This window comes from Butyrivibrio sp. INlla18 (assembly GCF_900103635.1).
Classification (GTDB): domain Bacteria; phylum Bacillota; class Clostridia; order Lachnospirales; family Lachnospiraceae; genus Butyrivibrio.
This window is the reverse complement of sequence record NZ_FMXK01000011.1, coordinates 103,433-129,617: the sequence shown is the minus strand read 5'-3', so window position 1 is coordinate 129,617 and position 26,185 is coordinate 103,433. Positions and strand designations below refer to the sequence as shown.

Below are 26,185 nucleotides of genomic sequence, written 5' to 3'. Positions count from 1 at the left end.
AGAAGCTTCAGAAGCTTCTGTAGAGGAAACCTCTGAAGATATCCCAGAAGAGGAAAATGGTGACGAGCAAAATGAGGAATCTAATGAGAGTTCCGAACTTAGTTCTACTTAATTAAATTTGACAGATTATGTAAAACTAAGTTAATATTATATGTGATTTGTTGGGAAAAATTTTCGAGGAGTTTTAATACAATGAGCGTAATGGATAAGTTTTTAAAAGCAATTCAGCTTAATGGGGATGACGAAAGCGGATATTATGATTCCGATGACGGCTACTATGATAGCAGCTCAAAGAGTGATTCAATAAATACTGGAGCACCAGTTGGTAAGGATGATCCATCAATTGATGTTTCTGAAGATAAGGCAAAGAAGCCAATTCCTAAGGTACCTTCAAAATCTAGAAAAGCATTATCTGCAGCAGGTATGGAAGTTTGTGTTATCAAACCTACATCTGTTGAGGATGCGAGAGAGATTACAGAAACTCTTTTAGCAAATAGAACTGTAGTGCTTAATCTTGAAGGCCTGGATGTTGATATTGCACAGAGGATCATCGATTTCACATCGGGTTCAACCTTTGCTATTTCAGGTAACCTTCAGAAGATCTCAAGATATATATTCATTATCACACCTGCTTCAGTTGATATATCTGGTGATTTCCAGAACATATTAAGCGGAACCTTTGGCGGCGGTATCTCAGAGGGACCACAGCAAATTGATTGAGAATATCAAGCTGTTGACAAAATACTAATTAGTCAACAGCTTTCTTTTTATGCTTAAGGAGATAAGGCCATGGAAAACAGAATGACTGTTAATTACAACAATAAGCCATGCTATGACATTCTTTTTGAAAAAGATTTCGATAAGCTTGCAAAAGAGATTGATGAGCTTGGTTTTAAAGGTCGTAAATTTGCTATTATTACAGATTCTAATGTAAGTAAGCTTTATGCTAAGGAAGTAGAAGGGAAACTTGAAGGTCTTTCTGACAAGATAATTACCATCGAGATTCCTGCTGGTGAAGAAAATAAGAATTTATCAGAAATTGAAAAGATATACGAAGAGCTTATTATAAATAAGTTTGATAGACATGATCTTATTATTGCTCTTGGCGGCGGAGTTGTTGGAGATATGGCGGGCTTTACAGCTGCTACATATCTTAGAGGAATAGCATTTATTCAGGTTCCGACTACACTTCTAGCTCAGACTGACAGTAGCATTGGCGGCAAGACAGGTGTTGATCTTAATGGCTACAAGAATATGATCGGCGCTTTTTATATGCCTCGTCTTGTTTACATGAATATTTCAACGCTTAATTCTTTAAGCGGCAGACAGTATGCTTCAGGTTTTGCTGAAGTTATGAAGCATGGACTTATTAAGGATGCATCTTTTTATTCATGGCTTATCGAGAACATGTATGAGATTGATGACAAGGATCCTGATGTTGTTCTTGAGATGGTTTACAGAAGCTGTGACATCAAAAGAGCTGTTGTTGAAAAGGACCCTACTGAGAAGGGTGACAGAGCTTTACTTAACTTTGGACACACACTTGGTCATGCTATTGAGAAGGCCAAGAACTTTGAGCTTGCACACGGCGAATGTGTAGCGCTTGGCTGTGTTGCAGCCGCTTTTATTTCCTGGAAGAAGGAAATGATCTCTATGGATGAATATTATGAGATCAGAGATATGTTTGTTCCATTTAACCTGCCTATTTCTGTTGAGGATATTGATCCTGCGAGTGTTATTGACCTTACTAAGTCAGATAAAAAAGCTGATGGCGACAAGATAAGATTTATTCTTTTAAAGAAGATAGGAAAGGCTGTTATTGACCTTACTGTTACTGAGGATGAGATGAGAGCAGCCTTAGACGAAATAATATATATTGAAAATAATGACTGATCTAGGAGTTTGTTATGAATAAGATGTCTAAAAAGAAAAAGATTTTTTTGATCGTTGATCTGGTGCTTGCAATCCTTTTGGTGGCACTTGATCAGCTTACCAAGCAGCTTGCTTGCGACTATTTACAGGATAAGCCAGCTATTGTTATCTTCAACAATGTTCTTGAGCTTAATTTCCTTAAAAATAGCGGCGCAGCATTCGGTTTATTCCAGAATCAAAAGGTATTTTTTGTACTTGTTGCTGTTTTGATCCTTTTTATCATTGCGTATGTTCTTTTCAGAATGCCTGATGACAAGAAATATAATGTTATGCATATTCTTCTTGTCCTTATTGCAAGTGGCGCTGCTGGGAATATGATAGACAGAGTCAGACAGGACTACGTAGTAGACTTTATTTATTTTGTTATCATTAATTTCCCAATCTTTAACGTAGCTGATATTTACGTTACAGTAGCGACATTTTTATTTATCATTCTTTTCCTTTTCTATTACAAGGAAAATGATTTTAACTTCTTAAGCTTTAAACAGCAAAAGAAATTTAGGGAAATAAAATAATGGATAATGACAATAATCTTTTTGAGTATTATGTAACAGATGAATATGACGGATATAGGATCGATAAGCTTATAAGCGAGCTTATTGATTCTTTTTCACGTACATATATCAAAAAGATAATTGATGATAAAAAAGTAACCTGCAATGACAAGATCGTTAAGGCTAGCTTTGTTGTTTCTGAAAATGATCATATAAAGATGGAGATTCCTCCTGTTGAAGTCCCAGAGATATTACCTCAGGATATTCCTCTTGATATCTTGTATGAAGATAGCGACGTTCTTGTTGTAAATAAGCCAAAAGATATGGTTGTTCATCCCGCAGCTGGTCACTATAAGGATACTTTAGTTAATGCAGTGATGTTCCACTGCAAGGATAATCTATCTGGGATCAATGGCGTTTTAAGGCCTGGAATCGTTCATAGGATCGATAAGGATACAACTGGTTCAGTTATTATCTGCAAAAATGATAATGCACACCAAAAGATAGCTGAGCAGTTAAAGGAACATTCTATTAACAGAGTTTATCACGCTATCTGCTACGGCATTATCAAAGAGGATGAGGGAACTATCAGTACACTTATTGGTAGAAGCCCTAGTGATAGAAAGAAAATGGCAGTTGTTCAAAGTGGTGGTAAAGAAGCGGTTACTCATTTTCGCGTTTTAAAGCGATTTGAGGAGGATTCTTTTACCTATATAGAATGTAAGCTAGAAACAGGTAGAACACACCAAATTCGCGTTCATATGGCTCATATCGGACATCCTCTTTTAGGGGACGAGGTTTATTCTTCTAGAAAGAGTAAATTTAAGACAAATGGTCAATGCTTGCATGCCAAGATCTTAGGTTTTGTACATCCTACAACTAATGAGTATATTGAGACAAATGCACCGCTTCCTGAGTACTTTTCGCATTTGCTTGATGTTCTCAAATAGAGTAAAATAAAAGAAAAAGGGGGAAGGAGTATTTATGAATACTATAATCACTATTGGAAGACAATTCGGATCAGGCGGAAGAGAAATAGGAGAAATGGTAGCAAATCACTTTGGTATAAAGTGTTATGATAAAGAGCTTCTTTCACGTGCAGCCAAGGAAAGTGGTTTTTGCGAAGAAATGATCCAAAACCACGATGAAAGACCTACAAATTCATTCCTTTATAACCTGGTCATGGATACATATTCTTTTGGCTACAATTCATCAAGCTTTGTAGATATGCCTATCAGTCATAAGGTGTTTCTCGCACAGTTTGATACAGTTAAGAAGATCGCTGGGGAAGGTCCTTGTGTTATTGTAGGTAGATGTGCTGATTACGCACTTAGCGAGTTTCCTAATGTTTTAAATCTCTTTATCTGCGCAGATGAAGAGTCCAAGATTAAGAGGATCAGAGAGAGATTCGATGATATCACATCTGATGACAAAGCTAGAGAAATGATGAACAAGAAGGATAAGCAGCGTCAGAGCTACTATAACTACTATTCATCCAAGAAGTGGGGAAGAGCTGACAGCTATGATCTTTGCATCAATTCCAGCATCCTTGGTATAGAAGGTACAGTTAAGTTTATCACTCAGTATATTGAAGACTTTGAGCATTCTAGAAAGGTTTGAGTGCCATAGAAATCCGTATTTTAAATAAACTTTCAGGGCAGTATTTCCTGCTTTGAAAGTTTATTTTTGTTTGGAATATTGTTTATTCTTTTTTAATTGTTATTCATTAATTTGGATGATATGCTGAGTTTGATCACAGAATGGAATCTGTGCATGATCTTTCAAGGAGGAAAGCCATGAATACTAATATCAGTAATTCTATAAATAAGTACCTTCAAAACAGTAATATTGGCAAAAATCTTACAGTAAAAGGTAAGGCTAGATCAGAAGCAAAAGATATAACCTCAAAAAAGGATGTAAAAAACACTGTTTTTGGTACTGGTGTAGGTAGTAGCGCATCTGTTGAGTTCTCTCCAGAAGTTGAGATGTTCGGCAAGGTTGTCGATATGCTGCAAAATAAATACGAAAATGCAGACATATTTGTTGCTGGGCCTGATGACGATTTGTCACAGATAGGTGGAGATCTTGAGTACAGCATCATATTATCCGAAGATGAGATGAAGCTTTTAGCATCAGATGATGAGAAGGATAAAGAAGCTAAGGATAAGCTTCTTAAAAATATCGATGATGCTATGAATAAGATCAGTGATCTTAGTAAGAAGATAGAAGAGAACACTGGTGATGACGATGAAATATCAAAATTTGGTATCAGCATTGGAAAAGATGGAAAGGTTAATTTCTTTGCTGATATAAATGGACAGTCTTTTAAAGATACATCAGTTGATTCACTACTTAAATCTATCGTAAGTTCTAAGGCATAATTTGTGTAATAAAAATTAAGCCTGTAGGAATATGTTTTCCTACAGGCTTTATTATGTTCCTATTATTATCTTAAACCTTGAAGTAATGATCTTGAGTCTTTCATTGCTGTATCTGAAGCTTTAGCATAGATATTGGTTGTCTGTATGCTTTTATGATTCATTTTCTTTTTAAGTAATAAGATATTGTTGTTGCTGGCTGCATAAAAGCTCATTGCAAAGCTTGAACGCAGCTTATGAGGAGAAATTATCCTGGCTTTTTCTGGAAGGCATACAGATACGTATTTTTTTACCAAGATTTCTACAGCTCTTACGCCTAGTCTGTTACCGGTAGAAGTAGTAAAAGCAGGGAATTTAAGGTTTTTTATGCCATATTTGGCCTTTTGTGATGAAAAGTATATATCAAGGTAATCCCTACATTCATCGCTAAAATAGACAATCTGTGTGTCGCCACCTTTTCTGGTAACAACAACGCTGCAATCATCTAAGTTGTAGTCGATAATATCTGTATCGAGCATTTCGGATACTCGAAGTCCTGTATCTAATAATAAAAGAAACATGGCTGAATCTCTATCTGCATAGATATAGTGAACCTTGGCAACAGATTCATGCAATTTGGTTCCGTGTCTAACAGTATCAAGAAGGATTCTTTGCTCATCATTTGTTAAATAAATAACATCTTTTTCAGGAATTTTGATGGTCTTTGTAGCTGCAATTGGATTACGAGGCATTTTGCCTGTAGCAACAAAAAAGCCATACATACTTGATAAAGAAGCACGTTTTCTTTTAACTGTTGATTCTTTGTGATTACCAGAAAGCGTTGTTAGAAATCTGTTTATATCAAGGATTTCTACAGAAGCCACATCATCAATAGTGAGTTCCTTGATGGATTTTTCGCTGTACTTAGGAAGGAAATTTATAAGATATTCTAAGTAAATCTTAATGTCACGACAATATTCAAGCTTAGTGGCATAATTTTCAACGCGGCCAAAGTTGTAGATGAAGTCGCTGACAAAATCAGGCATTTCATTTAAGAGTGCGTTTATCTTGTCAGAATAGTTGATCCTGTTTGCTGGCATAATAGATTCCCCCAAAACAATAAAAATAGACCTTTAGCCTTATATATGGCCTAGGTCTATTATATCATAGTATTTGATTTCGTAAAACTAGAATTTTGCGAAAAAGTTTATTACTATCCACAAAGGGATTTTCGTATATTATTAGCTAGTGTAGGTTTCATAGATATCAACGTGATCATATATACATCTCCAGGAACTCCATGCATCAGCTGTTACACAGATGTAATGTGAACCGTCATTTGAAATCTGATAGCTTGCTCCACAGCATCCTGATTCATTTACAAAACCAGTTTTGGCTCCAACAACATCACCGTGAGTATCTTTGTCCTCAATACGTCTAAGGAACCAGTTTGATATTGTTATTCCTTCAGGATGTTCAGATGTGGGTGAAGTTGTGTAAGTTCTAGCATTTAATATTTCATGACAAAGCTCGTTCTCTTCTGCTGCTTTGAGGATCATAGCCATATCAAGCAGTGTGCAATAATGGTCTTTGTCATATATTCCAATGCAATTTGTAAAATGAGCTGTTGAAGAAATACCCAATTCATCAAGCTTTTCATTCATGAGCTTAACGAATTCTTCCTGAGAGCCTGAAACATATTCTGCAAGGCACATTGCAGCATCTGCGCCAGAAGGAAGTATTGTTCCATACATTAAGTCTCTTATGGTCTGAACATCTCCAACCTTAAGGCCTACAGCACTACAATCTTTGCTGAAAATATAATTGCCGATTTCCTGGGTCATAGTAAAGGTATCATCAAGGTTTTCGATATGTTCAGCTGCAACTAATAGAGTTAATATCTTGGTCATTGATGCTGGATTTATGCGTACGTTACCGTCTTTTTGCGCGATAACCTTTCCAGAATCAAGATCTATTAACACACCATAGGAGCTCTGAACATTATCACTTGTAATAAGCTTGGTGTTGTCATCAATGATCACTTCATAACCACTAAAGAATGAAGCTGAATCTTCTGATGATTTGAGATATGGATTATCTTCTACCACTACATCTTCAACTATCGTATCGACAATTGTAAGCTCTGCCGTTGCAGAATCTGTAGCTGTTTCTACAACTTCCTGCGTATCTGGTCTATAAATAGCCTTATGGATAAGTGTTCCGATAAGGCAGATCACAGCTACAAAGCAAGCCACAAGTAATGATAAATGAAGTATTATCTCGAATTTTCTTCTATTTTTATACTGCTGCGCAGTTAGACGCTGTCCGTCCCTTGTTCTATAATTAGCTTTTCTATAATTACTCAAAGTAAAATCCCACCCAACAAAAGAATATAACAAGAAAATCTTAACATCTATGACATATTTAGTTCAATGTAAAAAAGAAACAAAAAAGCCCCGATTTTTTTTACATATAGAGTAGAAAAAATCAGAGCCTTACTGCCTTTACGCTAAATCATATGTTTTTTTGAAGATGCTTTTTTCAATAATAAAAATATTATTTGGATCATCTATGCTTGCAGCTATATAATCGCCTTTTAATCCAAGCATATATTTCTCATTGTCCCATGTAGTAAATAACTTGGTAGTCTTTGTAAGCTTTTTAGCATAGATATTGATCTCACCTGTTGAAATATATGGTTTAACCTCTGTGATAATGTGGTAGTTTTTTCCAGTATCAGCATTTTTGATTATTGGTGAGTAATCCGTGGTGATCTTAAAATGCTTTCTTGTCTTAACATAATTTTTCTTGAAATTATCTTCAGAAATACCATATATTTCGCCTGATTCAGTAACGATAAATAAAGTATTCTTCTTAATCTCTATGTTTTTGTCACCAGATATTGTTCTGATGATGGCCATATTACCAGCTGGAATGTATTTCTTTGGATCTATAACGCCCACAACAAAGGGATTTGCTATGTAGCGTTTCATTTTACTTGTATCTATTTTGGTTTTCTTGGCATATATAATATCGCTATTTTCAAAATAGTCTTTTAATCTTTGCTTCAGGATATTGGAAATTGAGAATTTAGCTGATTGATCATCAATTTCTACATATTCAGGATAAATCTGCTTGATCAGATCATTTTTAAGAAGACCGCCGGCTTTTTCTATATGTCCACCTCCGGAACCAATCTTGTCCGAAATGAACATTGCTAGTTCATCTGCCTTTGTTTCCTTAGAACAGCTCCTGACTGAAAACTTAACGCCAAATGAAAGGATGCTATATACAAGGCATACATCAACAGTGTCAATAGCAATGATAAAGTCTCCAATTAAACCTAGAATATTAGGATCGCAGGCTTCTGTCTTGAGGACGGCGTATCTGTTATCTGGATGATAATCAATGCCGAGCATTGCTACTCCTGCTACTTTCGCTTCTCTTAATGTTAAGTTCATGTTTTTTAACTTTAATATGAGAGATTTATCATAGTCTAGAAATTCGATCACATCTCTATCTAGAGGATGTGATATCTCTGAAAAAGAGTTTGTATCACAATAAAGACCATAATATAGCGCAGTTGAAATCTTTTTATCGAAGAAATCATTCAAATCTTCTAGCATTAAAAGGTTCCAGATTACTGTACAGCAACTACCAAGATTGCTTCGAACTTCATTTTGTTTTGGAAGTTTGGTTGAAACCTGGTGATGATCTATAACTGCTACTTCTTTGGCATCAAAACGCTGAACATTACCTTCTCCGTATTGGCAGTCAGTCATCAGAAGAAGGTCAGGTTTAGACTTGAGCTTAGTTACATATTCTATAGGGATGTGTAATTTATTGATAAGATACACAAGATTACTCTTTGTAACTTCGAAATTTCCGGAATAGATAAATCTTACTTTTTTGGAAAAGAAAGAAAAATAGCGATACAACACATATCCAGAACAAAGAGCGTCTGCATCTGGATTGTCGTGACATTGAATTACTATAGAGTCATAGCTAAGTAAACTTGAAAGTTTCATAAATTATCTCCCTATCAAGGATTATTATATCATCAATAGGGAGATGAATATGGGGATTTATTTATATTCTTTTGAAAAATATGGGATTATCAGAGATTCTCCAGCCTTTACCTGATCAGCGTCACTGATGGAATTGATGCTTAGAATCTCATTGATATATGAATTCATATCTGAATATTTGCCACTATTATAGTTGTTGCTGGCAATGTCCCATAATGTATCACCAGAATAAACTGTAACAGTCTTGTAATATTTGTATTCTGGCTCAAATGTATCAGACTGAGCATCTGACATGACTGAAAGCTTTAAGAACATCATTACGAATAAGAGAATAGATACAATTAAAGATATAGTAATATATTGTCTACGAACTATCCTCTGTCTCCTGATCTTGTTCTGTCTGATTCTGATCTCGCTAGGATCAAAATATCTAGGATTATTGTAAAGTCTTGCTGCTGCTAACATTGCATCACTCATATCATCACCTCATCCAAAAACGAACATTTGTTACGAACAGCCGTTCTGATATCATAATACAAAACAAACATTTGTTTGTCAACAAAAATCGAACATATTTTCCGAACAAATATTTGCTTTTTGGATTTGCATTTGTTATACTTAACTCAGATATTGATAAAAGGAGGGTTTGTATGGAAAAAGGCAACATTTCAAAAAAGCAACAAGAAATTCTTGATTACATTAAGGAACAGACATTATCAAGAGGTTTCCCACCTTCTGTTAGAGATATATGTGCTGCAGTTAATCTTAAATCTACTTCTTCTGTTCATTCTCATTTAGCAACTCTTGAAAAGAACGGATATATTAGAAGGGATCCTACAAAGCCTCGTGCCATTGAAGTTTGTGATGATGGCTTCAATATGGTGAGAACTGAGATCGTTAGCTTACCTGTCGTTGGTCAGGTTGCGGCTGGCATGCCTATTCTTGCTGAGGAGAATATTGATTCCTATATTCCTATTCCAGCAAGCATGTGTCCTAAGGGATCAGATGCCTTTATATTAAATGTTAAGGGTGATTCAATGATCAATGCTGGAATCTATAATGGAGACAAACTCTTCGTTCAGGTATGTGATACAGCTAGAAATGGTGAACAGGTAGTTGCCCTTATAGATGATTCAGCAACTGTTAAGACTTTCTATAAAGAACAAGGACATATCAGACTTCAGCCAGAAAATGACTCTATGGATCCAATAATCGTAGATGATTGCAAGATACTTGGTAAAGTGTTTGGTGTTATGAGATTTTATCACTGATTTTTTCAAAAAATAAGAGCTACTTACTATGTAAGTAGCTCATTTTTTTATTTAAGTTCATTTACATCTACAAGTTTTCCATCTCTCCAGATTCTTTCGAGATCATAGAATAATCTGTTTTCACTATCGAATACATGTACAATAATATCGCCAAAATCAAGGAGAACCCAATTTCCAGCGTCATAACCTTCAACATCCTTAGTCATGAAGCCCTGTCTTCCGAGAACTTCCTGTACATTATCTGCAAGAGCCTGTACCTGATTGATATTAGTTCCGCTTGCGATTACAAAATAGTCTGCAAGAGTAGAAATCTCGCTGATGTCGATTACGTGAACATCCTCTCCTTTTCTATCTTCTAATGCGTCAACAGCCATAGCTGCCATCTTTTTTGAAACACTTAAGTCTGCCATATTCACCTCAAATTTGATAGTATTTTTTGTAAAAATGATATGCGTTCATAGTCGCATCATCGCATTCTTTGCCAATAGTGTTAAGATATACAACTGAATCATGAAGAATATGCGCTAGGCACCTATCAAGATCAGTAAAGGCCTCTTTTCTGATTTCGTCCATGCCCTCAAGAGGCTTCCTATTTGGCTCGATAAAATCTGCTATATAGACGATCTTTTCAAGAAGTGACATATCTTCTTTGCCGGTTGTATGCCATCTGATAGCATTTAATATCTCTGTGTCATATATATCATATTTGGTTCGAGCCAGGTACATTCCTACTTTGGCATGAAGTAATGAGTGGTTTTTCTGTTCTATTTCAGTTACTTCTATATGATTTTTTTCACATATATTTAGCTGTTCTTCATGAGACATACATTTTGCGCAGTCATGAAGCATTCCGGCAACTAATGCTTTTTCTACATTGGCACCATGTACCATGGCCATACTGGCAGCTGTATAAGCTACGCCAAGAGTATGATCAAACCTATCTGGCTTAAGCTCTTTTGCCAGTTCTTTTCTGAGCTTTTGTGATATTTCTAATGTTTTCATTTGTATAAGCCCTTTATACACAAAAATTCAACTACTTCATCTGGAAGCATATATCTTACGGATCTTCCTGAACGAATGCGCTGACGTATCTCAGTTGCAGAAATATCAATTCTGTTAAATTTCAGAAGTCTGATATCTGCATTGTAGATCTTTTTAAGCTCGTTTTTCTTTTTATCAAGAGCAGCAAGATCATCATCTTCTCTTACAGCTGCTAGTATCGTGCAAGATGTCAAAAGATCTTTTGCTTTATACCATGTGTCTATTCCAATGATAGAGTCTCCGCCAAGTATTAGGTAAAGCTCATCACCTGGATACATGACTTTTAATTCCTGAATGGTATTGTATGTATATGTTCCTTCAGGCTTATCAATTTCAATTCTGGAGCATGTAAAATATGGGTTATCACTTATGGCCATCTTGACCATCTGATAACGAACATCTCCTGGAGTGATCTCCGTCCTGTTAGGGAGATGAGCTAGATTATTGGGAATATAAATGACTCTGTCGAGATTAAACTGTTCTCTGGCAGATTCACCTAGTAGTAAATGAGCATTATGAATAGGATCAAAAGTACCACCTAATATTCCGATTCTCCTATGTTCCATATAATAACCTCCATTTATTTAATGATAAGATTATTTTTCTTTTTTTGTTTTTGGAAGAATTATCTTTGGTTCATCTTTGAAAGGTTTGTATAATACAAACTTTCTGCCAATTACCTGGACAAGCTCTGAACGTGTTCTTTCAGATACCTTAATAGCTGCATTTGTAACATCCTCTGTGCAGTTTTTGAGAACTGTTATCTTTACAAGCTCATGAGTATTGAAGGTTTCAGAGATTGCTTCAATTATTTCTGGTGTAACTGTTGCCTTACCGATCTGAAATACTGGTTCTAATTCAGATGCAAGACTCTTTAAATATGCGCGTTGCTTACTAGTTAAAGTCATTCGTTTGTTTCCTCTTCATCATCATATACAGGCTGAGTGTCTGCATTTCTATAATATTCGAAACTATAGCCATACATTCTAACTGTATCGCCTTCTCCAATATGGAGCTTTTCAAGTTCATCGAGAATACCATTATCAGCAAGGAATTTCTGGAAGAATGCAAATCCTTTTTCTGATTCAAGATTAGTGTATCCAAGCATCTTCTCAATCTTAGGACCTTCAATAACGTACTCTGATGTTTCATCATCGTAAAATACTGAATAAGCTTCGTCATTTTCACGAGCCATTGTTTCAGGGAAGAATTCCTGCTCAAATACTACCTTCTGTTCTGGCATTTCAGAAAGGGTCCTACTTACATAGTATAGCAGTTCCTGTATGCCTTTTCCAGTAAGGGTAGATGTGGCAAATACTTTAACGCCCAAAGGTTCGTACTTGTCTCTTATCTTCTGGATCATCTCATCATTTTCACCATCAGGCAGCATATCTATCTTATTTGCAGCAATAACCTGTGGTTTCTTTGAAATGTCAGCATTATAATTCTTTAATTCTTCGTTGATTGCTTCAATATCTTCTATTGGATCTCTACCTTCTGTAGAAGCTGCATCAACTACGTGGATCATCATTCTGGTTCTTTCTACATGCCTTAAAAATTCATGTCCAAGTCCAGCACCTTCTGAAGCACCTTCAATAAGTCCTGGAATATCAGCAACTACAAATCCTCTTGCATCTGCAAGATCAACAACTCCAAGCATTGGAGAAAGTGTTGTGAAATGGTAATTTGCAATCTTTGGCTTAGCATTAGAAACCTTTGATAAAAAGGTAGATTTACCAACATTTGGAAATCCAACAAGTCCAACATCTGCAATTACCTTAAGCTCAAGCATAACTTCAAGGCTGATAGCTGGTTGTCCAGGCTGAGCATATTTAGGAGCCTGCATTGTAGATGTAGCATAATGCATATTACCATTTCCGCCCTTACCACCTTTTAAGATAACAGCTTCTTTATTATCACCGCTCATATCTGCAATGACTTTACCTGAATTAGCTTCTTTTATTACTGTTCCTTCAGGAACCTTTATATAAAGATCTGCTCCATTTTTACCATGGCAGCGTCTCTTATTTCCATCTTCACCATTTTCAGCTTTATATTTTCCGCCGTAATGAAAGTCTGAAAGAGTATTGATTCCTTCATCCACTACAAAAATAACGTCGCCGCCTTTACCACCGTCGCCGCCGTCTGGGCCACCGTTTGGTACATACTTTTCTCTTCTAAAAGAGATATGTCCATCTCCGCCCTTACCACTTTGTATAAAAATTTTCGCCTTATCAACAAAAACTGGCATGATCACACCTCAAGTTTCGTTTAAAAAAGGCTCCAAACATTATGTGTTTGAAGCCCGTTTTTGCAATAATTACTTATTCTCTACAGGATGAACGCTAGCCTGCTTTTTATCTCTGCCCTTACGCTCAAATCTAAGAACACCATCAACAAGTGCGTATAATGTATCATCTTTACCGATGCCTACATTTACACCAGGATGAATGTGTGTTCCACGCTGTCTGTATAAAATATTACCGGCCTTTACGAATTGTCCGTCAGCTCTTTTTGCTCCAAGTCTCTTTGACTCTGAGTCTCTACCGTTCTTAGTAGATCCTACACCCTTCTTGTGAGCAAAAAATTGAAGGTTCATATTCATCATGACTTATTCCCTCCTAAATTTAATGTTCAAAAACTTCTTACCATATTGCTGGAATATACTGCTTACTCCTAATTCAAAAGATTTAAGAAGCAGATTTGAATCAGAACCTGGTTCATTTCTAAACTTCAATCTGATAATACCTTTATCTTCATCTTGTTCAAGATCGATCTCATCGTCAGTAAACTTTTCAATGGAATTGATCAGGTTAATAGTCAAAACTGAAACTGCAGCACAAACGATATCCTCGCCATACTCTGCAAATCCTGCATGACCATTACATTCAATACATTTATATGTATTATTAGATGATTTTGTAATAGTTATAGTAGTCATTTATATTCCGTTTGTTAATAATTACATTGAGATCTTGTCAATCTTAACGAGAGTGAATGGCTGTCTGTGACCGTTCTTCTTATGATAGCCAGTCTTTCTCTTGTACTTGTAAACAACAACCTTCTTAGCACGACCCTGCTCAACAACTGTAGCAGAAACCTTTGCTCCGCTAACGTCACCAGCAACCTTAAGTGCCTTGTCATCATTTACTGCGATAACATTATCGAATGTTACCTTTTTTCCAGGCTCAACATCAAGCTTCTCAACTTTGATTTCATCGCCCTCGGAAACTTTGTACTGCTTACCACCAGTTACAATAATTGCGTACATAAGTTACCTCCTTCTTCATAAAAACTCGCTAACTTTGGCGGGGATAAACCCACTTATGCCTAGTTATGCGGCATACCATAATATATTAACACTGATGTTTACTGTTGTCAACACTATTTTAAACATCTTCTAATATTTCTTTTAATGTTTTATCGTTTTTATTTCTTGTTAATTCCATAATTCCAAGGCCTGTAATATCGATGAATGCAGTATGTACCTGTTCAAGTCTGGCCAAACTTACAATCTTTGATATTAGAGTCTCGTTTTTATCTTTTTCCTTCATATTGATGAAATCTATAAGGATCATTCCTGTGAGATTTCTCAATCGTATCTGCCTGATTATCTCTTCTGCAGCTTCTAAGTTGACCTTTTCTATAATATTGTTTTTACCGTTTATAGCCTTACCAGTATTAACATCTATAGCGTTAAAGCTTTCAAGCTGCTCAATTATCAGATAGGCACCGCTTTTAAGCCAGACCTTCTTTTGCCTTAGTTCATCAATTTTGGATCTAATACCATGAATACCGCTATCTTCTATAACTTTATATTCCGTAATATTTCTTGATCTTAAAAAAGCTATGGCATTATCTATGTTTGATTCTAGGGAATCTTTGTTGTTTGAGGAATCTAGTAATGTCCCGCAGGTTCTTGTGTTTCCTTCTTTGAGGATATTCTGAAGCTTTATAAGATTTTCCTTGGCATCGTTTAAGACCTCTTCTTTTATATGGGCTTCATCTAGATCACAGGCTGAAGTTCTGATAATAAGACCAGCATCACCAATCATACTCATTGAATTTACAAGATCATTAAATGAGTCTCGAACATCCTCTACTAATTTCTTTCTAATATCGTCATTAAGTTTTAGAGATGCTCCAACGCCTTTTTTACCAAGAGTAACTGCAGTGTACTTACCTGATACTGAAATATTTGTTGTAAATTTTGGCTTTTTGGTCTTAACAGGTTCAGCACTCATCTGTACCACGACCATATCGCCGCATTTTAAAGAGCTTCCTTCGAGCTTTCTATTAAGTATGCAGCTTTCATTTATTCCTTTTAAAGACAGATAGCCAATCTCATCTTCGTGGTACTTAATAAATGCAGCATCAATATTTTTTACAATGTGATCTACTCGTCCAACATAGATATTATTAAGTTTACTTTCTCTCACAAATGACAAATACTCCAGTTTGCCATCTATAAAAGCTGTAACCACTGGAGTATTTATATATTTTGAGATTATTATCTCAGCCATTTAAATAAAACCTTTCATTCATATCATTTGTTATAAATGGCTCAATGTAGCGTTCGTCGCCATTATCAACAAGTTTGTAGATATCAACTCTGTGAATATTTAAAGATGAAGTACTAAATTCCTTACCAATGCTTTCAAAGAAAGCACCAAATAAAAGTGTAGGTTTTAGTGTTTCTAAGCTACTCATGCTAAGAAGAAAAGTTCCTGTTTGAGTTTTTTCATCAAACTCATGAGCAAAGATCATAGGCTTCATATTGATCTCTTTCATGCCACTTTTTGTCTTTTTCATGGCAGGAAGCTTATCACCACTTAGATACTTTTCCATTTCGGCGATCCAATCAAAATCAGGCTTAGAATTTGTCCTAAAGGATAATACATATTTCGCTGCGTAGGTATCAGTCATAGCCTTAGCAGAATGCTCGTTAAGCTCTTCCACAGCCAGGATCGTGATTCCTTCGTTCATAACAGAGTTAAGTCTATTCATAACATCTGTTGTTGAAACCATTGAATTAACAGTCATATCAAGGTATTCGCCATCACTTGTAGCGCCAACACTAAGTGGCTGTGCAAAAGAAAGAAGTTGATGAGGGCTAAAGCCTTCAGAATACTTGATATCTATCTCAGCTCTTCTTATGGCCTTTTGGAAATATCTCATTATATCAAGGTGACCAACAAATTTGATAGGACCGGTCTTTGAAAATTTAAGTCTTAATTTATGCATTTGTTCTGCCCTCCTTACATACACCTACTCCGTAAGAAGCAGCTCCGCAGCCAAGACAATACTGTCTGCAGTTAAAAGATTTATTTCCAGCTAAAGCATTCTTCCATTCGCGAAGAAGGAATTCCTTGGTTACACCACAATTTAAGATATCCCAAGGGAAGATCTCATCATCTTTTCTTTCTCTTGTTGTATAGAAGAATGGATCAACGCCGCATTCCTCAAAGGTTTCCATCCAAGTATCAAACTTGAAGTATTCACCCCAGGCATCAAATATGCAGCCTTTTTCGTATGCCTTGAGAATTACCTTACAAAGCTTTCTGTCACCTCTTGCAAGAACACCTTCCATCATACTAGCGTCAGCTTCATGCCAGTTGTATTTGATATGTTTCTGGTTGAGCTGAGACATGATTCCTTTTCTGGTCTTATTTGCCTTATCAAGGAATTCCTCCTTAGTATTCATACGAGCCCACTGGAAAGGTGTAAATGGCTTTGGAACAAAGAATGAAGTACTTGCAACAATATCAATTGTTCTTCCGTTTCTCTTTTCCTTTGGCATAGTTTCAAAGTATTCTACAGCTACTTTGTTGGCAATATCGCCAATACCATAGATATCTTCATCAGTTTCTGTAGGAAGTCCAAGCATGAAATAGAGCTTAACCTTATTCCATCCGCCAAGGAATGCTTCATGCGAACCTCTTAATATGTCTTCCTCAGTAAGTCCCTTATTTATAACGTCTCTCATTCTCTGAGTGCCAGCTTCTGGGGCGAAAGTTAAGCTACTTTTTTTAACATCCTGAACTTTACTCATAACATCAAGAGAGAAAGCATCGATTCTAAGGGATGGTAAAGAAATATTAACCTTCTTTTCACTACAGTTCTTGATGAGGAAGTCAATAAGCTCAGGAAGCTTTGAATAATCACTTGAACTTAGGGAACTAAGTGATATTTCTTCATAACCAGTATTTTTTAATGCCTCGAGAGCAAGTTCCTTTAGGTGCTCTACATCTTTTTCTCTTAAAGGCTTATATAGCTGTCCAGCCTGGCAGAATCTGCATCCTCTGATACAGCCTCTCATGATCTCTAGTACTACTCTGTCCTGAGTAATCTTGATATAAGGTACTACTGGCTTTGTAGGATAAAAAGTCTTAGAAAGGTCAAGACACATCTCTTTTTTTATGACACTAGGAATGTCATCATAAATAGGCTTCATAGAAGCTATTGTGCCATCTTCCTTATACTTTACATCATAGAAGGCTGGTACATAGATACCGGAGATCTTGGCACACTCATGAAGATAGTCTATACGAGACATGTTTTCTTTTTTGCATTTCTTGTACAGATCAAATAATTCTCTATACTTGGTCTCGCCTTCACCTATATAGAAAATGTCAAAAAAGTCTGCAATAGGCTCTGCATTATAAGTACATGGGCCACCACCAATTACAATAGGATCGTCCCATGTTCTATCCTTTGATAAAAGAGGAATCTTTGAAAGATCTAGTATCTGCAAGATGTTTGTATAGCACATCTCATACTGGATAGTAAATCCCAGGAAATCAAAATTTTTGATAGGATCCTGAGATTCAAGCGCAAAAAGAGGAATGTTCTTTTCTCTGAAGGTCTTGTCAGCGTCTACCCAAGGTGAATAGACTCTCTCACACCAGACATCGTCATAAGAATTAAACATTCCATACAAAATCTGAATACCAAGATGAGACATACCAATCTCGTAAACATCTGGAAAACACATTGCAAATCGGATATCAACACTGCTTTTGTCTTTAGTAACACTGTTGACTTCGTTACCAATGTATCTTTCAGGTTTCTCAAGGTCTAATAAGATCTCATCAGATAAAGCTAAATTATAATTCATACCATTTCCTTATCGTCTTGCTAGTTCACTAGTTATATCCTCCCAGCTGACATTTCTTTCAGCCATGAGGACCATCATATGATACAGGAAATCGGACATTTCGTAAACTACTTCATTGCTATTTGGATTTTTGGCTGCAATAACTATTTCTGTTGCTTCTTCGCCGACCTTTTTAAGGATCTTATCAATTCCTTTGTCAAAAAGATAATTTGTATAAGAGCCCTCCCTAGGATTAACCTTTCTGTCATTTATTACGTCAAAAACATTTTGAAGGATCTTCTGAGGATTCTTTTCGACATAATCCTTTTTAGATATCTCATTAAAGAAGCATGAGTATTTGCCAGTGTGACAAGCAGCTCCTATCTGCTTGACCTTGGCAAGTATAGTATCAAGGTCACAGTCAGCATACAAAGATTTAACATACTGGTAATGAGAGCTTGTTTCTCCCTTTGTCCAGAGCTCGTTTCGGCTTCTGCTAAAATATGTCATCTTTCCTGTTTCGAGAGTTTTATTATAAGCCTCTTCGTTCATATATGCCAGCATCAAAACTTCATCGGTTTTATAGTCTTGAACTATTACAGGAATGAGACCATCAGAGTTTTTCTTAAGTTCATCCCACTTAAAAGCAGGTTTCATTGAAAAGAGCTCAAGTCCAGCCTTTTTGATTGATGCCTCATAAGATGCTGCGTCATCTTTAAAATTACTAACTACTAAATTTACAGGAAGATCAAGGCAATTTTCTCCAAGATCATCTTCTTTATCAGAAAAATAAAGGAGTTCTGAAACATAAGAAGTTAACTCATCTTTGCATTCAGAAATAATTGATATATCTGAATATAAGGCATAAATCTTGTTTGATCCAAATTTTTCAGATACCTCAGCTAATATGTCCTGATTCTTTTTATCTACGTAGCTAATAGCAACCTTCTGACAACCTGCATATAAGAGCTTTTTAACATCTTCCATGCGCTTAATATTGCCAGTGCCTATTATGGATGCGTCGCAAGCTCTGCAGATATCCTTGATGATATCAAGAGCTTTCTCGTGATCAGTATCTGTCATGCCTTCGGACATATCATAGACTAAAATATCATTTACATTAAGCTCATTAAGCCTTTTTGCATATGCTAAAGGGTCATTATCAATGATATTTTTATCCTTTATGGAATTAACTACTTTGCCATCATAAAGATAAATGCATGGCAGTATTTTAAAGATCTTTGACATATTATAGTGCTCCTTTTGTGCTAAGTACGTCTGTGATCCTAGGATCGATGGTTGTTGCTTCATCTAAAGACTTTGCAAAAGCTTTGAACATAGCTTCTATCTTGTGGTGATCATTTATTCCGGTTATGACACGAAGATGAATGTTCATCATTGCAGAATAAGAAACTGCGTAGAAAAACTCTCTTACAAGCTGTGTGTCAAAATCGCCAACCATAGGACTTGAAAATTCAGCATCCATAACAAAATATGGTCGTCCGCAGAGGTCTATAGCGCTTAAGACAAGGCTTTCATCCATAGGAAGGATCATATTGCCATAGCGCTTAATTCCTTTTTTGTTGCCTATAGCTTGCATAATAGCTTGTCCAAGTACTATTCCGGTATCCTCAACTGTGTGGTGTCCATCAACATTAAGATCACCTTCAACATTTACTTCGAGATCAAATAAACCGTGTTTTGCAAATCCCTCAAGCATATGATCAAAAAAACCAATGCCTGTATCTATCTTGGACTTGCCTGTACCATCAATATTTAAGGAAACTGTAATCTTAGTTTCTTTTGTATTTCTTGCAACAGTTGCAGTTCTGCTTCCCATAATTAGTGTCTCCTTTTCTATATCTTCAACATATAGCATGAAAACAAAGAACTTTAAGTCATTACTTGCAATTTATAGTTAATTTAGAAAGTTAACTTGCAATAATTATACAATTTTATACAATTACAATTGATACTTATCAGAATTAACCATAGCAGTCAATATAATAACCAATGTAATTATTTATTCAAATCGTACTGCGATTGAGTTTGCGTGTGCTGTTAGGCCTTCTTCTTTTGCAAATAGTTCAATATCATTATGAACTTTTCTCAAAGCATCTTCTGAGTATGAAATAATACTTGTTTTCTTAAGGAAGTCATCAACATTAAGTGGTGAGAAAAATCTTGCTGTTCTATTTGTAGGCAAAATATGATTTGGACCAGCATAATAATCTCCCAAAGGCTCTGATGAATACTCGCCAAGAAAAATAGCACCTGCATTTTTAATCTTGGTCATGGTCTCAAAAGGATTTTTGGTAATGATCTCAAGGTGTTCAGATGCAATTGCATTTGCTGCATCGATCATATCCTGCATATTATCAGCAATAAAGATATAGCCATAATTATCAAGAGATTTTCTAATGATATCTGCCCTTGATAATGTCTTTAAAAAGCCTTCGATTTCTTCCTTTACCTTTTTAGCTACTTCTTCAGAAGTTGTAATAAGGATTGCTGATGCAAGTTCGTCGTGCTCAGCTTGAGATAAAAGGTCAGCGGCAACATATCTAGGATTTGCTGTTTCATCAGCAATTACAAGGATCTCACTTGGGCCTGCAATTGAATCAATTGAAACATAGCCAAAGCATGCCTTTTTGGCAAGGGCAACAAAGATATTTCCAGGACCTGTGATCTTATCAACCTTAGGAATAGACTCTGTTCCAAAAGCCATAGCAGCTATAGCCTGAGCTCCGCCTACTTTGTAGACTTCAGTTACACCTGCTATATCAGCAGCAACTAATGTTCCTGCATTTACCTTTTCATCCTTTGAAGGAGGTGTGCACATTACGATTCTTTCAACGCCGGCAACCTTTGCAGGCACTACATTCATAAGTACGCTTGATGGGTAAGCTGCTTTTCCACCTGGAACATATACTCCGGATATTTCAATTGGAAGGATTCTCTGACCTAATATGCTTCCATTTTCATTTGTTTCTATCCAGCTGTTTCTCTTTTGTTTCTCGTGAAAAACTCTGATATTTTCAGCGCTTTTCTTCATTACTTCAATAAATTCTGGGCTAAGCTCTTTATACGCTTCTTCTATTTCACTACGGGTTACTTTAACAGTATCTTTTGTTAAAGAGCATTTATCAAACTTCAGAGTATAATCAAAAAGAGCTGAATCTCCATTTGCTCTTATATTGTTTATTATATCATTGACTGTTTTTTCATATTCAGTGTAACTTCCGGTATTTCTACCAAGAAGATTACCAAGTAGTTCTTTTTTGGTTTCTGTATTTAATCTAAGGGTCTGCATTTTAATCAAGATTCTCCTTCATAGCATTAATAAGTTTTCGAATTCTTTCTGTTTCCATCTGCATACTAACCTGATTTACGATCATTCTTGCAGATAAAGGACAGATTTCTTCTAATACTTCTAATCCATTTTCTCTAAGAGTAGAGCCAGTTTCAACAATATCTACGATAACATCAGAAAGATTAACGATCGGTCCAAGTTCTACTGAGCCGTTAAGCTTGATAATATCAACAGTCTGATGTTTTTGGTTAAAGAAATAGTCTTTGGCTATATTTGGATATTTGCTGGCAACTCTTATCATCTCACGATGCTCTAAGAGCTTTTTGGCTTCTTTTGGTCCACATACGCACATTCTGCACTTTCCAAAGCCAAGATCTAAGACTTCATATACTCTTCTGTTTTCTTCTAGGATAGTGTCTGCGCCAACGATACCAATATCTGCTGCGCCATATTCAACATATGTAGGAACATCAGGACCTTTTGCAAGGAAGAACTTAAGACCAAGTTCCTCGTTGGTAAAGATCAGCTTTCTTGTTTTTTTATCTAATATTTCATCACATTTGATACCGCACTTATTTAAAAGTTCCATTGTAGAATCTACAAGTCTTCCCTTTCCAAGTGCAAATGTAAGATATCTCATAGGGCCTCCAATTACTTTGTGCATTTAAGGATAACGTTTTGACCTTTATTTCTTAGATCATTTGCTTTACTTAGAGCTTCTTTGAAAGAATCATCATTAAATTCAATGACAGTTGCCTCGCTTTCATGCTCTAGATCACAGCTCTGCCTATATAATGCAGACATCAGATCATCAAGTACAATTGAAAAACCAATTGAAGGTGCATCTTTACCATATTTTCCAAGAAGATTATCATATCTTCCGCCCTTAGCTATAGCATCTCCAACGCCGTAGGTATAGGCGCTAAATATGACACCTGTGTAATAATTGAATTTACTAAGCATACTAAGGTCAAAAGAAATGTACTTCTCAACACCATACATTGTAAGAACCTTATAAAGCTCTTTTAATCTCTTGATAGAGCTTAGGGACCTTTCATTTGTAACCTGACTCTGGGCCTTATCTAATGCATCATCTGAGCCAATAAATTCAGATACCTTTAGGATGAGATCCTTGTATTTTTCAGGAACGCCCCTTGAAACCATGATATTCTCAGCTGCAAAGTAGTTCTTGCCTGTAATCTGTTCTCTGATATCTCGTTCAGTATCATCATCGATACCAGCTTCTTCGCATAATCCTTTGTAGTAATCAGCGTCGCCAATGCTGATCTGGAAATCTGAAAGTCCTGTAGCTTTGAGTGACTCTATCAAAAGAGATATGACTTCAGCATCTGCATAAACACTGTTTTCATTCATGAACTCAATTCCGATGTTTCGGTTTTCTTTGAGCTTACCCTGAAGACTTGATGTATTGAGATAGGCTTTACCTTGGTAACAAACCCTTACTGGTTCTTTGTTTTCCAGCATTACCTTTGATGCACATCTTGCAATAGATGGGGTAAAGTCTGGTCTAAGGACAAGTGTGTTTCCATCTTTATCAAAGAACTTAAAAAGCTCTTTGGCATCAGAAGCATTGATCTCTTCTGCAAACACATCAAAAAATTCAAATGTAGGAGTATCTATATCCTGATATCCGTAACTCTTTATTACTCTATGGATCTTGTCGCGGACAATATTTCTGTCGCTGCACTCTCTTCCGTAAATATCTCTAACACCATCGGGTGTATGCAATAGGACCTTGTTCATATCGACCTCGCTTTAGTATGGTACAGTGCTAATTGGTTATCATAATAAAGAGTTTAACATTTGAACTAGACAATGTCAAACCAAAGTTTCTCTGTCATCTAAATCTTTTTGTATAGATTCTAAGTATGGAACAAGAACTCCATTAATAGGTTTTGAGGATATTATGTATGATGGATCGAGCTCATCATGTCTAAAGCTCTTTCTGCCTCCATTTTCTGCTCTATCCCAAAATTCTTTGAGCTTTCTAAAGGGCAGGTAATAAAATTCGTTTAAACTTGTGAAATAAATAAGAAAAAAAGCAATGCCATCCTGTTTTTCAAAGTTTTCCATGAATGTAACCTGATGAGGATGGATGTTTTCTAAAGTAAAGGTTGTAGTTGCGCATTCCTTGGCATCAAAGCAAACAGGAATGCCCTGAACTACACCTATGTAATCGACTGTACTTTTTTGATCAAAATAAGCCAGAGTAATATGACGAGACTCCTTATCTATATTGATAGGAGTTATTGGAGTTGGTATTTTCTGGATAAGAGCAAGGTTCTGCTCAAGATATCTTTCGTTGGTCCTATTAATGAGTTCTTCTAATGTTGAACCTCTTAAACCTCTTGATTTCCAAGTAGGCATCTTACCCCTTTCCGAGTACTTTCTCAAAGACAGTTGGTAATTTCGAAATATACTCTTTTCCTGCAAGATACATGAAATCTTCAGGAAGATCATTAGGAAATTTGATCCTATAACTATGAAGTAGCTGGTAATTTAATCCAGCAATTTTATGTCCGTCGTATTTGATATCTCCAATGATAGGATGACCTATGCTAGATAAATGAGCTCTGATCTGATGAGGTTTTCCGGTTATAAGCTTAACTTCTAGAACAGTAAGATTCCTATCACTTAAATATTCAAGCGGCTCATATTCTGTTTCGATATAATCTGAATCACTATTTATAGGCTCACTAGTGATCTCAACCTTATTTTTCTTTTCATCCTTGGTGAGATAACCTTTTAACGTAAAGCTATCTGACAGCTTGCCTTCTACTATTGTCCTATAGTATTTATCAAGGTTTCTGTCCTTTAATAGACTATTCATGCATCTTGCTCCAGCAAGGGACTTAGCGCATATGACAAGTCCGCTTGTGTTGCGGTCCAGTCTATTACATACAGATGGCCTGTAGGTTTCAAGTGTCTCTTTAGTGATAGCGCCTGTATCACAAAGGTACTCTATGAGATAGTCATTTAAGCTAATATCTTGGGGCTGCGCCTTCTGAGTCAAAAGACCTGCTGGCTTAGATAAAAGAACAATATGTGAATCTTCGTATATTACCTCTACCCCAAGCTTTTTGTAGTCAAAAGAAGCCTTTGCCTCCGGAGCCTTTGATTCTTTTCCCATGAATTTTTCTAAGGTTTCATCTGCAAAGAAAAGCTTAACTGAATCCCCAAGCTTAAGCTTTTCTGTGCCTTGAGCCTTTTTATCATTTAGGGTAATATTCTTTTTTCTTAGCATTTTGTAAATAAATCCGCCAGAAGCATTTGGAAGATACCCTTTAAGGAAGCTATCAAGCCTCTTATCTAGCTGATTGTTATCGATTATTATTTCTTTCATATAAAAACCTATTATAAAGATATAGATAAAAGAACTCCTGCAGGAGTCTCAACTGTTCCAGCTTCCCATGAATCCTCGATCTTTTGAGGGTCAATACCCTTATCAGCACGAAGCTTCTCAAGCTGATCAAGTCTGTCGCAAAAGCTCTTAAGGTCATCAAAGATCTTGATGCTATAGCTAGAATATCCGCTACTTGCCATCATCTTTTTGATGTGCTTTTCGCAGTCAGAAGTATCCATGTCCTTGTCTGATGTGTAGCAGCATATATTTTTATCAAGTACTGTAGAAGCCATTACATAATAGTTCTTTTCATAGGATGTGATAATGTGATCATAGTGGATCAAAAGCTCACCTTTATGAGACTCTATTACTCTAAAGTCTTCCTTAGAACAGCCTTTAGCTTTAAGGAACATGATCAAATTAACACCGCTCCATCCAGTTGGAAGGCAGAAAAGAGCAGCTAAAATACTAAAAACATTTTTCTGAGTATGCTTAAAAAATAGACCTGTCAAAAACAAGATAAGTACTATTGCTAGAAAAATAGATGTTCTGATAATGGCTTTCTTTCTATTGTTTTCAATATATCCAAAGTCGCCTTTGTAAATCTTTTTCATAAATTCCCCTTACTCAAGAACGATTTCGTTGTAGTCTTCAATATAGTAGTCGGATAAGTCTTTTTTGACATCATCGCTGTGTCTTGAATAGTCATCACTAACAGCAATTACAGTCATTCCGGCACTTTTACCTGCTTTGATGCCATCTACAAGATCTTCAAAAACAAGGCACTTTTCAGGTGCAACAGAAAGCTCATTAGAAACCTCAAGATAAACATCAGGTGCTGGCTTACCCTTAAGCACCTCTGTGCCAGATTTGATGCTTCCAAACATATCCTTTATGTTGTGAGTTCCTAGAACCTGTTCTATAAGCTCCGTGGAGTTACTAGATGCAATGCCAAGCTTTAAGCCCTTAGCTATGCAGGTTTTGATAAAAGAAAAAGCACCATCCTTTAGTGGGACTTCGTTAGTATATTTATCCCAGGCCATTTTATTCCAATCGTCGCCAATCTTTTCGATGGAATCCTTAATTCCAAATCTATCTTTAAAATATTGCGCTGTCTCTATAAAGCTTCTGCCACCAATATCCTGCTGCAAAGTCTCAGGTGGTGTGATTCCAAAGCCGGTAAGATATTCTTTGTCAATAGCCTTCCACATCCACATGGAATCAACTAATGAACCATCAAGGTCAAATATGACAGCTTCATAATCATCAAGGCATAAATTAACCATATA

General features: G+C 36.1%; 31 protein-coding genes. 7 read left to right on the top strand and 24 right to left on the bottom strand.

Annotated features, from left to right (window positions below):
• Positions 1 to 192 precede the first annotated feature (192 nt).
• The 6 genes from BLS24_RS09530 to BLS24_RS09505 all read left to right on the top strand — a co-directional run bounded on the left by BLS24_RS09530 (position 193) and on the right by BLS24_RS09505 (position 4,807).
• On the top strand, positions 193 to 720 hold the full coding sequence (locus BLS24_RS09530; RefSeq protein ID WP_091758457.1) for a cell division protein SepF: 528 nt from the start codon (positions 193 to 195) through the stop codon (positions 718 to 720).
• A 69-nt stretch (positions 721 to 789) separates the two neighbouring features.
• Entirely contained in the window at positions 790 to 1,893 is a 1,104-nt protein-coding gene (gene aroB / locus BLS24_RS09525; RefSeq protein WP_091758455.1) for a 3-dehydroquinate synthase, read from the top strand.
• Between the two features lie 14 nt (positions 1,894 to 1,907).
• Entirely contained in the window at positions 1,908 to 2,447 is a 540-nt protein-coding gene (gene lspA / locus BLS24_RS09520) for a signal peptidase II (RefSeq protein WP_176764399.1), read from the top strand.
• On the top strand, positions 2,447 to 3,376 hold the full coding sequence (locus BLS24_RS09515; protein ID WP_091758453.1) for an RluA family pseudouridine synthase: 930 nt from the start codon (positions 2,447 to 2,449) through the stop codon (positions 3,374 to 3,376). Before lspA ends, BLS24_RS09515 begins: the two co-directional genes overlap by 1 nt.
• A 34-nt stretch (positions 3,377 to 3,410) precedes the next feature.
• Complete coding sequence (locus BLS24_RS09510; protein WP_091758451.1) at positions 3,411 to 4,046, top strand: cytidylate kinase-like family protein; 636 nt, start codon at positions 3,411 to 3,413, stop codon at positions 4,044 to 4,046.
• A 176-nt stretch (positions 4,047 to 4,222) separates the two neighbouring features.
• Entirely contained in the window at positions 4,223 to 4,807 is a 585-nt protein-coding gene (locus BLS24_RS09505; protein ID WP_091758448.1) for a DUF6033 family protein, read from the top strand.
• Positions 4,808 to 4,872: 65 nt separating this feature from the next.
• On the opposite strand, the gene BLS24_RS09500 is transcribed toward BLS24_RS09505, so the two are convergent.
• The 4 genes from BLS24_RS09500 to BLS24_RS09485 all read right to left on the bottom strand — a co-directional run bounded on the left by BLS24_RS09500 (position 4,873) and on the right by BLS24_RS09485 (position 9,288).
• A complete protein-coding gene (locus tag BLS24_RS09500; protein ID WP_091758446.1) occupies positions 4,873 to 5,883 on the bottom strand; it encodes a tyrosine-type recombinase/integrase in 1,011 nt (336 codons plus the stop codon).
• Positions 5,884 to 6,024: 141 nt separating this feature from the next.
• Complete coding sequence (locus BLS24_RS09495) at positions 6,025 to 7,149, bottom strand: D-alanyl-D-alanine carboxypeptidase family protein (protein WP_176764398.1); 1,125 nt, start codon at positions 7,147 to 7,149, stop codon at positions 6,025 to 6,027.
• A gap of 138 nt (positions 7,150 to 7,287) precedes the next feature.
• Positions 7,288 to 8,811: a DHH family phosphoesterase gene (locus BLS24_RS09490; RefSeq protein WP_091758442.1), complete on the bottom strand. Its 1,524-nt coding sequence runs from the start codon at positions 8,809 to 8,811 to the stop codon at positions 7,288 to 7,290.
• A 57-nt stretch (positions 8,812 to 8,868) separates the two neighbouring features.
• Positions 8,869 to 9,288, bottom strand: coding sequence for a LysM peptidoglycan-binding domain-containing protein (locus BLS24_RS09485; protein WP_091758439.1), 420 nt, complete (start codon positions 9,286 to 9,288; stop codon positions 8,869 to 8,871).
• 173 nt (positions 9,289 to 9,461) lie between these two features.
• Between BLS24_RS09485 and lexA the strand changes: the two genes are divergently transcribed.
• On the top strand, positions 9,462 to 10,082 hold the full coding sequence (gene lexA, locus BLS24_RS09480; protein ID WP_091758437.1) for a transcriptional repressor LexA: 621 nt from the start codon (positions 9,462 to 9,464) through the stop codon (positions 10,080 to 10,082).
• A 47-nt stretch (positions 10,083 to 10,129) separates the two neighbouring features.
• Here lexA and rsfS read toward each other — a convergent pair whose 3' ends face one another.
• From rsfS to BLS24_RS09380, 20 genes are all read right to left on the bottom strand, one after another.
• Positions 10,130 to 10,492, bottom strand: coding sequence for a ribosome silencing factor (gene rsfS, locus BLS24_RS09475; protein WP_091758435.1), 363 nt, complete (start codon positions 10,490 to 10,492; stop codon positions 10,130 to 10,132).
• A gap of 7 nt (positions 10,493 to 10,499) precedes the next feature.
• Positions 10,500 to 11,084, bottom strand: a complete 585-nt coding sequence (gene yqeK, locus BLS24_RS09470; protein ID WP_091758433.1) for a bis(5'-nucleosyl)-tetraphosphatase (symmetrical) YqeK — start codon at positions 11,082 to 11,084, stop codon at positions 10,500 to 10,502.
• Complete coding sequence (gene nadD / locus BLS24_RS09465) at positions 11,081 to 11,689, bottom strand: nicotinate-nucleotide adenylyltransferase (RefSeq protein ID WP_091758431.1); 609 nt, start codon at positions 11,687 to 11,689, stop codon at positions 11,081 to 11,083. The genes yqeK and nadD overlap by 4 nt, the downstream gene beginning before the upstream one ends.
• Before the next feature lie 30 nt (positions 11,690 to 11,719).
• Entirely contained in the window at positions 11,720 to 12,031 is a 312-nt protein-coding gene (gene yhbY, locus BLS24_RS09460; protein ID WP_091758428.1) for a ribosome assembly RNA-binding protein YhbY, read from the bottom strand.
• Positions 12,028 to 13,374, bottom strand: a complete 1,347-nt coding sequence (obgE, locus tag BLS24_RS09455) for a GTPase ObgE (RefSeq protein ID WP_091758425.1) — start codon at positions 13,372 to 13,374, stop codon at positions 12,028 to 12,030. The genes yhbY and obgE overlap by 4 nt, the downstream gene beginning before the upstream one ends.
• A gap of 69 nt (positions 13,375 to 13,443) precedes the next feature.
• Positions 13,444 to 13,731 (bottom strand): 50S ribosomal protein L27, encoded by a 288-nt coding sequence (gene rpmA / locus BLS24_RS09450; RefSeq protein WP_071176075.1) that lies wholly within the window; start codon positions 13,729 to 13,731, stop codon positions 13,444 to 13,446.
• A 3-nt stretch (positions 13,732 to 13,734) separates the two neighbouring features.
• Entirely contained in the window at positions 13,735 to 14,064 is a 330-nt protein-coding gene (locus tag BLS24_RS09445; RefSeq protein WP_091758423.1) for a ribosomal-processing cysteine protease Prp, read from the bottom strand.
• A 21-nt stretch (positions 14,065 to 14,085) separates the two neighbouring features.
• A complete protein-coding gene (rplU, locus tag BLS24_RS09440; RefSeq protein ID WP_071176077.1) occupies positions 14,086 to 14,394 on the bottom strand; it encodes a 50S ribosomal protein L21 in 309 nt (102 codons plus the stop codon).
• Between the two features lie 118 nt (positions 14,395 to 14,512).
• Positions 14,513 to 15,646 carry a ribonuclease E/G gene (locus BLS24_RS09435; RefSeq protein ID WP_091758421.1) on the bottom strand — a complete coding sequence of 378 codons (1,134 nt, stop codon included), beginning with the start codon at positions 15,644 to 15,646 and terminating at the stop codon, positions 14,513 to 14,515.
• The gene (locus tag BLS24_RS09430) at positions 15,639 to 16,367 is read right to left on the bottom strand and encodes a TIGR03936 family radical SAM-associated protein (RefSeq protein ID WP_091758419.1); all 729 of its coding nucleotides are present in this window, start codon (positions 16,365 to 16,367) and stop codon (positions 15,639 to 15,641) included. The genes BLS24_RS09435 and BLS24_RS09430 overlap by 8 nt, the downstream gene beginning before the upstream one ends.
• Entirely contained in the window at positions 16,360 to 18,240 is a 1,881-nt protein-coding gene (locus BLS24_RS09425; protein ID WP_091758417.1) for a TIGR03960 family B12-binding radical SAM protein, read from the bottom strand. Before BLS24_RS09425 ends, BLS24_RS09430 begins: the two co-directional genes overlap by 8 nt.
• 9 nt (positions 18,241 to 18,249) lie before the next feature.
• Positions 18,250 to 19,467 carry a bifunctional phosphoribosyl-AMP cyclohydrolase/phosphoribosyl-ATP diphosphatase HisIE gene (gene hisIE, locus BLS24_RS09420; RefSeq protein WP_091758415.1) on the bottom strand — a complete coding sequence of 406 codons (1,218 nt, stop codon included), beginning with the start codon at positions 19,465 to 19,467 and terminating at the stop codon, positions 18,250 to 18,252.
• A 1-nt stretch (position 19,468) separates the two neighbouring features.
• Positions 19,469 to 20,059 carry an imidazoleglycerol-phosphate dehydratase HisB gene (hisB, locus tag BLS24_RS09415; RefSeq protein WP_091758413.1) on the bottom strand — a complete coding sequence of 197 codons (591 nt, stop codon included), beginning with the start codon at positions 20,057 to 20,059 and terminating at the stop codon, positions 19,469 to 19,471.
• A gap of 183 nt (positions 20,060 to 20,242) precedes the next feature.
• Positions 20,243 to 21,532 (bottom strand): histidinol dehydrogenase, encoded by a 1,290-nt coding sequence (gene hisD, locus BLS24_RS09410; protein WP_091758411.1) that lies wholly within the window; start codon positions 21,530 to 21,532, stop codon positions 20,243 to 20,245.
• A 1-nt stretch (position 21,533) separates the two neighbouring features.
• Entirely contained in the window at positions 21,534 to 22,172 is a 639-nt protein-coding gene (gene hisG, locus BLS24_RS09405; RefSeq protein ID WP_091758409.1) for an ATP phosphoribosyltransferase, read from the bottom strand.
• A gap of 11 nt (positions 22,173 to 22,183) precedes the next feature.
• A complete protein-coding gene (gene hisZ / locus BLS24_RS09400; RefSeq protein WP_091758406.1) occupies positions 22,184 to 23,296 on the bottom strand; it encodes an ATP phosphoribosyltransferase regulatory subunit in 1,113 nt (370 codons plus the stop codon).
• Positions 23,297 to 23,371: 75 nt separating this feature from the next.
• Positions 23,372 to 23,920, bottom strand: coding sequence for a Holliday junction resolvase RecU (locus BLS24_RS09395; RefSeq protein WP_091758404.1), 549 nt, complete (start codon positions 23,918 to 23,920; stop codon positions 23,372 to 23,374).
• 1 nt (position 23,921) lies between these two features.
• The gene (locus BLS24_RS09390) at positions 23,922 to 24,896 is read right to left on the bottom strand and encodes an RluA family pseudouridine synthase (protein WP_091758402.1); all 975 of its coding nucleotides are present in this window, start codon (positions 24,894 to 24,896) and stop codon (positions 23,922 to 23,924) included.
• A gap of 11 nt (positions 24,897 to 24,907) precedes the next feature.
• On the bottom strand, positions 24,908 to 25,510 hold the full coding sequence (locus BLS24_RS09385; RefSeq protein WP_091758400.1) for a hypothetical protein: 603 nt from the start codon (positions 25,508 to 25,510) through the stop codon (positions 24,908 to 24,910).
• A gap of 9 nt (positions 25,511 to 25,519) precedes the next feature.
• Complete coding sequence (locus BLS24_RS09380; protein ID WP_091758398.1) at positions 25,520 to 26,182, bottom strand: HAD family hydrolase; 663 nt, start codon at positions 26,180 to 26,182, stop codon at positions 25,520 to 25,522.
• Between the last annotated feature and the right edge of the window lie 3 nt (positions 26,183 to 26,185).

Bases quoted from the DNA above. Each gene is read 5' to 3' on its own strand.
- BLS24_RS09530 (WP_091758457.1), top strand. From the start codon at position 193: ATGAGCGTAATGGATAAGTTTTTAAAAGCAATTCAGCTTAATGGGGAT.
- aroB (WP_091758455.1), top strand. From the start codon at position 790: ATGGAAAACAGAATGACTGTTAATTACAACAATAAGCCATGCTATGAC.
- lspA (WP_176764399.1), top strand. From the start codon at position 1,908: ATGAATAAGATGTCTAAAAAGAAAAAGATTTTTTTGATCGTTGATCTG.
- BLS24_RS09515 (WP_091758453.1), top strand. From the start codon at position 2,447: ATGGATAATGACAATAATCTTTTTGAGTATTATGTAACAGATGAATAT.
- BLS24_RS09510 (WP_091758451.1), top strand. From the start codon at position 3,411: ATGAATACTATAATCACTATTGGAAGACAATTCGGATCAGGCGGAAGA.
- BLS24_RS09505 (WP_091758448.1), top strand. From the start codon at position 4,223: ATGAATACTAATATCAGTAATTCTATAAATAAGTACCTTCAAAACAGT.
- BLS24_RS09500 (WP_091758446.1), bottom strand. From the start codon at position 5,883: ATGCCAGCAAACAGGATCAACTATTCTGACAAGATAAACGCACTCTTA.
- BLS24_RS09490 (WP_091758442.1), bottom strand. From the start codon at position 8,811: ATGAAACTTTCAAGTTTACTTAGCTATGACTCTATAGTAATTCAATGT.
- BLS24_RS09485 (WP_091758439.1), bottom strand. From the start codon at position 9,288: ATGAGTGATGCAATGTTAGCAGCAGCAAGACTTTACAATAATCCTAGA.
- lexA (WP_091758437.1), top strand. From the start codon at position 9,462: ATGGAAAAAGGCAACATTTCAAAAAAGCAACAAGAAATTCTTGATTAC.
- rsfS (WP_091758435.1), bottom strand. From the start codon at position 10,492: ATGGCAGACTTAAGTGTTTCAAAAAAGATGGCAGCTATGGCTGTTGAC.
- yqeK (WP_091758433.1), bottom strand. From the start codon at position 11,084: ATGAAAACATTAGAAATATCACAAAAGCTCAGAAAAGAACTGGCAAAA.
- nadD (WP_091758431.1), bottom strand. From the start codon at position 11,689: ATGGAACATAGGAGAATCGGAATATTAGGTGGTACTTTTGATCCTATT.
- yhbY (WP_091758428.1), bottom strand. From the start codon at position 12,031: ATGACTTTAACTAGTAAGCAACGCGCATATTTAAAGAGTCTTGCATCT.
- obgE (WP_091758425.1), bottom strand. From the start codon at position 13,374: ATGCCAGTTTTTGTTGATAAGGCGAAAATTTTTATACAAAGTGGTAAG.
- rpmA (WP_071176075.1), bottom strand. From the start codon at position 13,731: ATGATGAATATGAACCTTCAATTTTTTGCTCACAAGAAGGGTGTAGGA.
- BLS24_RS09445 (WP_091758423.1), bottom strand. From the start codon at position 14,064: ATGACTACTATAACTATTACAAAATCATCTAATAATACATATAAATGT.
- rplU (WP_071176077.1), bottom strand. From the start codon at position 14,394: ATGTACGCAATTATTGTAACTGGTGGTAAGCAGTACAAAGTTTCCGAG.
- BLS24_RS09435 (WP_091758421.1), bottom strand. From the start codon at position 15,646: ATGGCTGAGATAATAATCTCAAAATATATAAATACTCCAGTGGTTACA.
- BLS24_RS09430 (WP_091758419.1), bottom strand. From the start codon at position 16,367: ATGCATAAATTAAGACTTAAATTTTCAAAGACCGGTCCTATCAAATTT.
- BLS24_RS09425 (WP_091758417.1), bottom strand. From the start codon at position 18,240: ATGAATTATAATTTAGCTTTATCTGATGAGATCTTATTAGACCTTGAG.
- hisIE (WP_091758415.1), bottom strand. From the start codon at position 19,467: ATGTCAAAGATCTTTAAAATACTGCCATGCATTTATCTTTATGATGGC.
- hisB (WP_091758413.1), bottom strand. From the start codon at position 20,059: ATGGGAAGCAGAACTGCAACTGTTGCAAGAAATACAAAAGAAACTAAG.
- hisD (WP_091758411.1), bottom strand. From the start codon at position 21,532: ATGCAGACCCTTAGATTAAATACAGAAACCAAAAAAGAACTACTTGGT.
- hisG (WP_091758409.1), bottom strand. From the start codon at position 22,172: ATGAGATATCTTACATTTGCACTTGGAAAGGGAAGACTTGTAGATTCT.
- hisZ (WP_091758406.1), bottom strand. From the start codon at position 23,296: ATGAACAAGGTCCTATTGCATACACCCGATGGTGTTAGAGATATTTAC.
- BLS24_RS09395 (WP_091758404.1), bottom strand. From the start codon at position 23,920: ATGCCTACTTGGAAATCAAGAGGTTTAAGAGGTTCAACATTAGAAGAA.
- BLS24_RS09390 (WP_091758402.1), bottom strand. From the start codon at position 24,896: ATGAAAGAAATAATAATCGATAACAATCAGCTAGATAAGAGGCTTGAT.
- BLS24_RS09385 (WP_091758400.1), bottom strand. From the start codon at position 25,510: ATGAAAAAGATTTACAAAGGCGACTTTGGATATATTGAAAACAATAGA.
- BLS24_RS09380 (WP_091758398.1), bottom strand. From the start codon at position 26,182: ATGGTTAATTTATGCCTTGATGATTATGAAGCTGTCATATTTGACCTT.